At 53.6% G+C, this 8,828-nt stretch carries 7 protein-coding genes; 6 read left to right on the plus strand and 1 reads right to left on the minus strand.

Features of this window, described 5'->3' with window-relative positions; all coding sequences use genetic code 11:
• The first annotated feature begins 12 nt into the window (after window positions 1–12).
• Both QEH52_RS16215 and QEH52_RS16220 read left to right on the plus strand, forming a co-directional pair.
• Window positions 13–2,211: a right-handed parallel beta-helix repeat-containing protein gene (locus QEH52_RS16215; RefSeq protein WP_308951857.1), complete on the plus strand. Its 2,199-nt coding sequence runs from the start codon at window positions 13–15 to the stop codon at window positions 2,209–2,211.
• Between the two features lie 106 nt (window positions 2,212–2,317).
• Window positions 2,318–3,643 carry a sulfatase-like hydrolase/transferase gene (locus QEH52_RS16220; protein ID WP_308951858.1) on the plus strand — a complete coding sequence of 442 codons (1,326 nt, stop codon included), beginning with the start codon at window positions 2,318–2,320 and terminating at the stop codon, window positions 3,641–3,643.
• Between the two features lie 40 nt (window positions 3,644–3,683).
• On the opposite strand, the gene QEH52_RS16225 is transcribed toward QEH52_RS16220, so the two are convergent.
• The gene (locus QEH52_RS16225; RefSeq protein ID WP_308951859.1) at window positions 3,684–4,748 is read right to left on the minus strand and encodes a LacI family DNA-binding transcriptional regulator; all 1,065 of its coding nucleotides are present in this window, start codon (window positions 4,746–4,748) and stop codon (window positions 3,684–3,686) included.
• A 111-nt stretch (window positions 4,749–4,859) separates the two neighbouring features.
• On the opposite strand from QEH52_RS16225, the gene QEH52_RS16230 reads away from it, so the two are divergent.
• The 4 genes from QEH52_RS16230 (at window position 4,860) to QEH52_RS16245 (ending at window position 8,537) form a co-directional block, all read left to right on the plus strand.
• On the plus strand, window positions 4,860–5,564 hold the full coding sequence (locus QEH52_RS16230; protein ID WP_308951860.1) for a hypothetical protein: 705 nt from the start codon (window positions 4,860–4,862) through the stop codon (window positions 5,562–5,564).
• Between the two features lie 141 nt (window positions 5,565–5,705).
• Complete coding sequence (locus QEH52_RS16235) at window positions 5,706–6,857, plus strand: MGH1-like glycoside hydrolase domain-containing protein (protein ID WP_308951861.1); 1,152 nt, start codon at window positions 5,706–5,708, stop codon at window positions 6,855–6,857.
• Between the two features lie 102 nt (window positions 6,858–6,959).
• Window positions 6,960–7,766 (plus strand): hypothetical protein, encoded by an 807-nt coding sequence (locus QEH52_RS16240; RefSeq protein WP_308951864.1) that lies wholly within the window; start codon window positions 6,960–6,962, stop codon window positions 7,764–7,766.
• Window positions 7,767–7,967: 201 nt separating this feature from the next.
• Window positions 7,968–8,537, plus strand: coding sequence for a peroxiredoxin family protein (locus tag QEH52_RS16245; protein ID WP_308951866.1), 570 nt, complete (start codon window positions 7,968–7,970; stop codon window positions 8,535–8,537).
• Window positions 8,538–8,828 lie beyond the last annotated feature (291 nt).

An 8,828-nucleotide genomic window follows, 5' to 3' on the forward strand; every position in this document is an offset into this window, starting at 1 on the left:
CCCCGATAAGCGATGCCTTCACTCAGACGAATTTTAGGCCTACGATTCGGCCGAATCTTAGACCTCTACGCCCCACTCTTCTTACTCGCAAGTTCGCTTTGTATGAGCGCCCCTAAGAGCCTACTCGACAACGGACATTTCGAGCAATGGACCGACAAAGCCCCCGCACACTGGGACCTGCCGCAGACAGCAAAAACCTTTGCCAGCGACGGCCCCGAGCTTTCAGGACAAGCGCTTACAATCGAAGTCACCACAGCCACGCCAGGTCAGCACGGTGAAATTCGGCAAGCCTTTGCAATCAAACCACGTAAGCGCTATCGCCTCTCGGGCCAAATCAAAGGCCCCGCAGGCATGGGCGCAATCGAGGTGATTCTATATCGCAAGGAGGAAGTTTACACCCGCATCCGCTCTCAGCCAGTGCTCAAGCCGAACTGGACGCCAGTGGAATTTAACTTTGAGACGGCCGACTGCGACCGGGCCGAAGCCGTGCTAATTTGGGAGCAAGAAAGCCATCACATCGGCCAAACGCTGGCCTTTGCCGAACTCGCCGTTACAGAACTGGGGCCATTAATTTACGAAGGCGAGGAAGTGCCGCCACGTGCGGTGCCCACCTTCAACTCAGTCAGCCTTTACTGGAAACCGACTGGCGGCCGGGCTTCGCGCCCAGTGAGTGTGCACTATCGCAAAGTCGGCGAGACCTCATGGCGCGAGGCCTTGCCACTGTGGTTCGACGACAATGAGCACCCGAAAGAAGCCGCACAGCACACAGCCGAATATCGGGGCAGTATCGTTTACCTGGACGCTGGCACCGAGTACGAAGCCAAGCTAGAACTAGAAAATGGCCCCAGCCGCACACTCCGATTCATGACCCGCTCGGACGAGTTCAAAATCGCCCGCAGAGTCACCCTCCCCACCAGCTATTCGAAAAAATACGAGATCTTCGAAGGCGGCAGCGAAAAAGACGGCTACGTCCTTTACGAGCCCGCCCAAGGCGCCACTGCGGTCTGGGATGGCCGGGGCGTGATCGAGCACAATCTCGAAATCAAAGCCTCTTACGTGATCGTGCGTGGGCTCACACTTAAGAATGCCCGCACCCACGGCATCTATCTCGACGACGTGCACAATGTCATCATCGACAACTGTGACATCAGCGGCTGGGGCGACACCATGCAAGATGGCCAAGCACGCAATCTGAATGCCGCGATCTACGCTCGTTCTCCCGTGCTTGAGCGCATCGTCATTCAAAACTGCAAACTTCACCACCCACGCAGCGACAGTAACTCGTGGAATCAAAAACGCCCCGGCACCCGCAGCAGTCATCCAGAGGGCCCACAAGGTATTGTCTTTTACGGCGGTCAAGGAGGGCACGTCATCCGCTACAATCGCATCTACTCCGACATGGAACACATGTTTAATGATGGCATGGGAGAGGTGCACAACTTTGGCTACGGAGGCTTTCCTGTGCGTGATAGCGATATCCACGACAACTTCATCTCCCACTGTTGGGATGACGCCCTGGAAATCGAAGGTGCCGACATGAATGTGCGCGTGTGGAACAATTACATGGATATGACCTATGGCGCGATCGGCGCGGCGGTCCCCACACTCGGACCGGTCTATTTCTTTCGCAATGTCTATGCGGTTTCACGTAAGGATGAACGTAGCCGTGCAAACGATTTAACGGGGCACTATCTAATCAAAATTGGCAATGAGAACGCACAACGTTCACGCGGCCGCATGTATGTCTTTCACAATACAATTCTGCAACCGCCCCCCTTTCCCGAAGGAAATGCGCCAAGTAGCGGTGCCCAAGCTGGCATCGTCTACACCTCGACGCACAAAAAGCAAAAGAACATCGTATCCCGGAACAATATCTTTCACATGCGCACGGAGCGTGACTGGTCGATTAAGGACCCGCACCACAACACCAGCAACGACTTCGACTACGACCTCTACGACGGCCGCACCGCATTTAAACCAGACTCACAAGTCCACGGCATTCAAGCCTCGCCAAAATTTGAACGCGCCCCCGACGGACGCTTATGGCTGGTCCCAGGCACAGCAGGCCATGACTCCGGACAACGCTTAGCCAACTTCAACGACCAATATACTGGGCAAGCCCCCGATATGGGCGCCGTCGAATATCAAGACCCAACCCCAAAACCAGCTCTGTGGCCAGATTTCCCGCCTGCCCGCGGATCGAAGCTTTGAGCAACTTTAAGTCAACGAAACCGTATACAATGCCGCTCACAAAGAAAAATAACTAAAACTAAAATAGACAGCGATCACAATTACCTCCAGCAAGTACAGAAACATTATGCCACAGAAGAAACCCAACGTTATCTGGTTCATTGCCGATCAAATGCGCGGCCAAGCAACAGGGCGCAATGGCGATCCCAATGTGTTCACTCCCAACCTGGATAATATGGCCATTGCGGGCAAAAATTTCCCCCATGCGGTCTCTGGCTATCCGCTGTGCTGCCCCTTTCGCGGTAGCATGTTGACAGGAAAATACGCGCACAACCACTCCGTCAGCCTCCATGAAGAGCGCCTTGACCCCAGCTACAAAACTGTGACCGACGTCTTTAACGATCACGGCTACGAAACAATCTACTTGGGCAAATGGCACCTGGCCGGATTCAAAGAGCGCGAAGGCCGCTCGGCCCTGCGCACAGTGCCTCACGAAGACCGTGGCCGCTTTGACACCTGGTTGGGCTATGAAAACAATAATAGCCAATGGGACAGCTGGATCCACGGACATGAGAACGGCAATGAAGTTAAGCACATGCGCCTGCCTGGTTACGAAACAGGATGCCTAACGGATATGGCGCTCGAACGCATCTCGGCGCGCAAAGATTCCGAGCGCCCTTTCTTCATGGTGATTTCCGTCCAACCGCCCCATGTGCCCACCCTTGCCCCAGCAGACGCTCGTCGCTACCAGGCCCAGCAATTGAAGCTGCGCCCAAATGTCCCCATAACACAGGAAGCGGAAGCCCGCTTTCAGCTGTCCGGATATTATGCACAGATCGACGACCTAGACACTAATGTTGGCCGCGTAATGGAACGTCTCAACAGTGAAGGCATGACCGAGGACACGCATCTAATGTTTTTCAGCGACCATGGCGATCAAATGGGCAGCCAAGGCCGCTTCGGAAAATGCGTGCCCTACGAAGAGTCGGCCCGCGTGCCATTCATCATAGGCGGCGGACAACCGATGGCATATGGCGACTGGTCCTGTGGCAACGCCCCCTGCCTAGTCAATCATGTCGACATCGCGCCAACCACCCTTGGGCTCTGCGGTATTCCGACTCCCGAGTGGATGGAGGGCTTTGACTACTCGCATCGACGCACCGGCATCAACGCCGCTACCCGCATTCAGCAAGAGCCAGACAGCGCTTATTTACAGCTGATCGGCGACCGCGAAAGCAGCTACGCTTGGCGCTGCGTCATCACACGCGACGGCTGGAAATACGCCTGCGTCCGGGGGGGCGAATGGCTCCTCTTCAACTTAAACGACGACCCGCACGAGCTCAATAACCTCGCCTTCCACACCGCTCATCGCAAAAAGCGCAAGGAACTCAATCAACTGCTCCGCGATTGGGCGACCCAAACAGGCGACTCCTTCGAGTTTCCCGAAAGCTGACTGCAACTCGTCACCGATCGATCGAGCCGTCAAAGTCCTGTTAACACTTGGACTGCAGCGTCTCGCCATCGCACCACTGACCGCGCACAAGAAGCGTCACGGGATGCTCTGGCACACCAAGACGATTCATCGCTAACGAATCGGACAATAATTCCACCGCCCGCGCCCCGATGAGTTCCGAGCACTGATTCATTCCAGCTAAACGACGGCCACGGTAGCCCTCGGGACGCACCGTGGGGCTGACGAATCCGACATCTTCCGGGATTCGGCAGCCGATCTGCTCGAGACGTCCGATCAAACTCTGATGACAGCTCACAATCACTTCGGGCAACTGCAGAGAGCTGCCCCCCGTAGCCAATGCCTCCTCAAAGTCATCTAAATACACATGGCGAATTCGCATCTCAGATTGATGCTCCCGACCAAAAGCAAGCGTAGAGGCGAGCCATCCAAAGTTCAGACGACGCTCTTGCTGCCAATTCGAGACGTAAAGCACATCCCGATACCCCAGCTCCCGTATATGAGCAAGTAAAGCAAACTGGTTCACGCTATGGTGCGAGCTCACTCGATTCATATCCGGCGATCGCAAAGAATAGCCAAACATCACCGCCGCAAAACCTTCAAAATCAAAATCAAAGTCGACTAAGTCCCCCACTGTCGGGCTAATCAGCATACCTCGAATTCCTCGTGCCTGCAAAATACGACGCAGGCTCCGGGATGAAAGCGCCTCTCCCAAGACAAAACGATCCACTTCGAAGCCACTGGCTCGCGCCGCCTCGCAGGCGCCACGATAATAAGCATCAATCACATGTGCGCCCGAATTGACTTTTTCAGGGTAGACCCAAGCGATACGACTCACACCACTTAGTACCCGCTTCGATCGCACCTGCTTCATAAAAGAATCGGCGATGGGATTCCGCACATAACCTAAAGCCTGCGCCGCAGCTTCCACCTTTTGCGCCGTCACTGCACGAACCTTCGGATCGCCGCGCATCGCGCGGGAAACTGTCATAGTAGAAACGCCTGCGCGTTTAGCGATGTCACGATAACTGATCACAAAGCATAATGCATCAGCTTCAAAAAACACTTTCAATGTTATTTGTAACACTGAACACCACTTGTATCATTCTATAATCCATCAATGGTAAAAAAGAGATCGGCTCCACATCAATGTAACGATGCCGTTCACAAAACCCTTATAATCATCAAATCTACCAAAATGAATATTCTCTCATCACAAGTCAGTCTAGTCGGTTTACTTGCTCTAGCGATCCCCGCTTATGCCCAATCAGTCATCTACACAGAAGACTTCGGCGACCCACGCTCTTCCATTCAAAGCCTCAATGCAGTCGACTGGGACGCCCGTGAGGGTGGCGGCACCCCCACCAACTATAACAGCAGCAATACAAACACCAACAACGGTCCTGTCGTAGGCGTCAGCTCGGACGACAACGCCTACCTTTTTCACAACGATCCAGGTAATGGCTATGCAAAGCTATGGTGGGCCACAGACTTCACCGCGACAGATTACAGCGATCTGACCGAAATCACCTTTGCCCTGCGTAACAACAGCGCATCGGAAAACATCCAAGTCGCCATCGAAAGCGATGGTAACTGGTATGTATCCGACAGTCTTTACAACGGCACAGGCAGCGGTAGCACCTTCTCCGCTCCATTGAATCTTGATTTCACTTCAGCAGCTTGGGATAGTTTAGACTTTGGCACCATGGCTGCGAGCGTCGGCGCAGCAGATCCCAGCACTGGAACAGTCAGTAAAATTGGCTTTTATACGGCAGCGATCTCCGACAATGTGCGTATCGATTCAATTTCCGTGTCTGCCATCCCCGAGCCAGCACAGGGCTCCTTGCTGATTGGCATCGCGGCACTTATTTGCGGCTTAGGCCGTCGCTGGACTCGCAGCTAAGCTATCGAATTCGGCAGATACATGATTTGAATCCGTGTGTATTGACTCCCGAGAGACTAAATCGTAAATAAAGTCACGATCGGTAGCCATTTAGTGGGCTTATGCGCGATTGATAATCCCGTTTAACATAAAGCCCGCAGCATGGACATCGAAGCCATTCAGAAAAAGTATCACCAAGCCCTGGCCGGACTCGAATCGAATACACGAACCGTCTTCGGTTATGAACGGGCAGTTCTGATCGAAGGCGGCAACTATCCGGGAATCTGGTTGGAATGCGGCCCACTGGAAGGCTTGGTCTATGGCCGCAAGGCTCCGGAGGTCGCCATCGCGAACCATGAAGTGTTCTTTCACCATCAGCGAGCCGATGGCTATCTTCCATGTTGGATTTGGGGAGACCGTGTAGGGAGTTCACAAATACAGATGGTCGTTCCGATCGCGAAGACCGCCTTGGAAACCGCGACGCTTACCGGCAACGAGGCCTTCCTATCCAAAGCTTACCAAGCCTGCACGGCTTGGGATCGTTGGCTGAGCCGGAACAGAGACAGTCGCCAAACGGGCCTGTGCGAAGCCTTTTGTCAACATGACACCGGACACGACAACAGCCCGAGGTTCAAAGGCCTACCGCGCACATGCCCGGATCAGAACGCTGCCATGTGCCCTGACGCCGGCAAACTGCCCTACCTCGCCCCCGACTTGTCGGCCAGCGTCTATGGAGGCCGCACCGCCCTGGCAGAAATGGCCCGTCACTTAGGCCGCACCAGTGAGACTGCAATGTGGCAAGAAAAAGCGGAAGCCCTGCGACAAAAGATCCTCCAACACTGTTATGATCCAGAGGATGAATGCTTCTACGATGTCGATGCCGACGGCGCCTTCGTCAAAGTCCGCGGCGATACACTCACCCGCGTGCTGTGCGAGCATGTGGTGTCACCAGCAACCTTCGAGCGAATCTACGCGCGACATATTAAAAATCCACAAGCCTTCTGGGCCCCCTACCCCCTGCCCTCCATCGCGCTGAACGATCCGAGCTTCGTCCGCGAGCTGCCCCCCAATTCCTGGGGCGGCGCATCTCAAGCACTCACAGCCTTACGTGCACCCAGATGGTTTGAGCACTACGGTAAAAAAGAAGATCTGAATGAACTCATGCAACGCTGGGTGGAAGCACTGCTCGCCGCCCCAGAATTCATGCAGCAAATGAACCCATGGACCGGGGAATTCTCCACCTCTGCCGGTTACTCACCGGCCATGTGTGTTTTCATCGACTTCGTCGACCGCTTAAAACTACTGGATGGATAAATACGGACAATTCGCACAGATTAAACCGCTTTATTTAACAAATCCTTAACATTATAAACTTGAGATAAAAGTGTATTGGAACAAGCTGTTCACTACCTTACTATGAAAACACACCTAACTATTACCTCCCTAATTTTATCTGCGACTGTAAGCACAGCTACAGCTGCCTCTGTAAAGCTCGGCACTTCAACTGCCGACAGTCAGAACTACGGAACGTTTAGCAGTTCCCTCTTACAGTCAGTCACTTTGAATGGCGTCACCTACACGACTGACCAGCTGACCCAAATTGAGATGACCTCCTTCAAGGGGTCCAGTAGCTCAGTCTTATTGCAACAAAATGGAGCTATCGCGACCCCTACCGCGCAGCAACGTCGCGACTTTCTAGAAACTGACTGGTTCGCTGATACCGGAATCATTAATCCATCGACCGACAATAACAGCTCCGGGGCGAATTTCGTAAGCCCGGTCACTAATATTGAGGGTGCCGACATGTTCATTTACGAAATTTCGTCCAACCCAAGTAGTGCTGACAGCTTTAAAATTGAGATCAATGGCACTCAACTTACGTTTACTAGCGCCAACTATGGCGACAGTGGAGTGGATACCAACAGTGCAGATGTGCTCTCAACGAGCAGTACCCCCAGCAACCTTACAAGCCTGCTAAGTTTGGGCACTTCAGTAAGTTCTCCAAATATTGAGCAAAGCATCGTAGGCGTGGCTATCGACTTCTCCGATTTCGGAGTGGCGCTCGGCGACACCGTAAGCAGCTTCACCTTCAACAGCACCACAGCGAGTGGTTCCTCGACCTTCGACCCTGTCATCATCGCCGCTGTTCCAGAGCCACAAAGCCTCGCCTTACTCGCCGGCCTGCTCGCACTCAGCTCGATCGCAATTCGCCGCCGAGGTTAATTCAGCTCCCCTGCTCCCCAACTCGTGGGTGGCTGCCGAGCTCACTCGGAAGAGCGTGTCTCGGGCTCCGTATCGTATTGACTAGTTCACTTCATCGGCGGTGACGCCGATGAAGTGTCTAAGTAGTTCTCCGCAAGGCAGCAAATTCCTGCATATTGCATTTTTGTAGGAATAGTTTTACGCCTGCGTGCTCGCATCCACATGATGCAAAAATCCACTCAAAAACTGTTCTCATTACTACTATGTATCGCGGCCCCGACTCTAGCGAGCGCTGTGCCCACTGATCCCCGTGACGCCAATCCGGTCGAGGTCGGTAGCGCGCTGCCCCAAGCACAACTCACCTCGCCTGACGGCAACCTGCTCTCCTTACATGAAGTCGCGGGCTCCCAAAAGAGCATACTCATTTTCTACCGAGGTGCTTGGTGCCCCTATTGTACCAAACACCTAGCTGCGGTAGGTCAATATGAACAAGCCATCCTCGACAAAGGCTACCAGATCATAGCGATCTCACCCGACCAGCCAGAGCAAGCGGCAAATTATGCCGATGAAGCCGAATTCAACTACAGTATTTATTCCGATCCCGACCGATCTACAATCAAGGCATTCGGTATAGCCTTTGAAACGATCAATCGCAGAACACAAACTGCAGAAATACGTCCCGTGCCCGCCATCTATATTACAGACTCGGAAGGCCGTATCACCTTTCGCCACTTCGACGCGAACTACAAAGAGCGCCTAAGCCCCGAAGAACTAATGAATGCACTGAACTAAGTGTATTCAATAAAGACTATCGTAGCATCCGAGGTGACTCAGATGACAGAAGAAGCTTGCTATCAAACCCCTGCTGTAATCGCCACCGGAGGCAGGGCGGGACGCCCACGCTCCGACAGTTGACTTCATCGGCTTGAACGCCGGTGCCACGTTTATCCTTTCACGACATTTTCCGACGCTTGATCGAACAGCGCACTGTGCTCTTGGTTGAACTTTAAGTGTACTGTTTGTCCAATCGCAAACGCGTGCTCTGCTTGCACTTTGGCGATAAAAGAACGTCCAGTCGGAGTG

Origin of the sequence: Thalassobacterium maritimum, assembly GCF_031127805.1 — a bacterium.
GTDB lineage: Bacteria > Verrucomicrobiota > Verrucomicrobiia > Opitutales > Coraliomargaritaceae > Thalassobacterium > Thalassobacterium maritimum.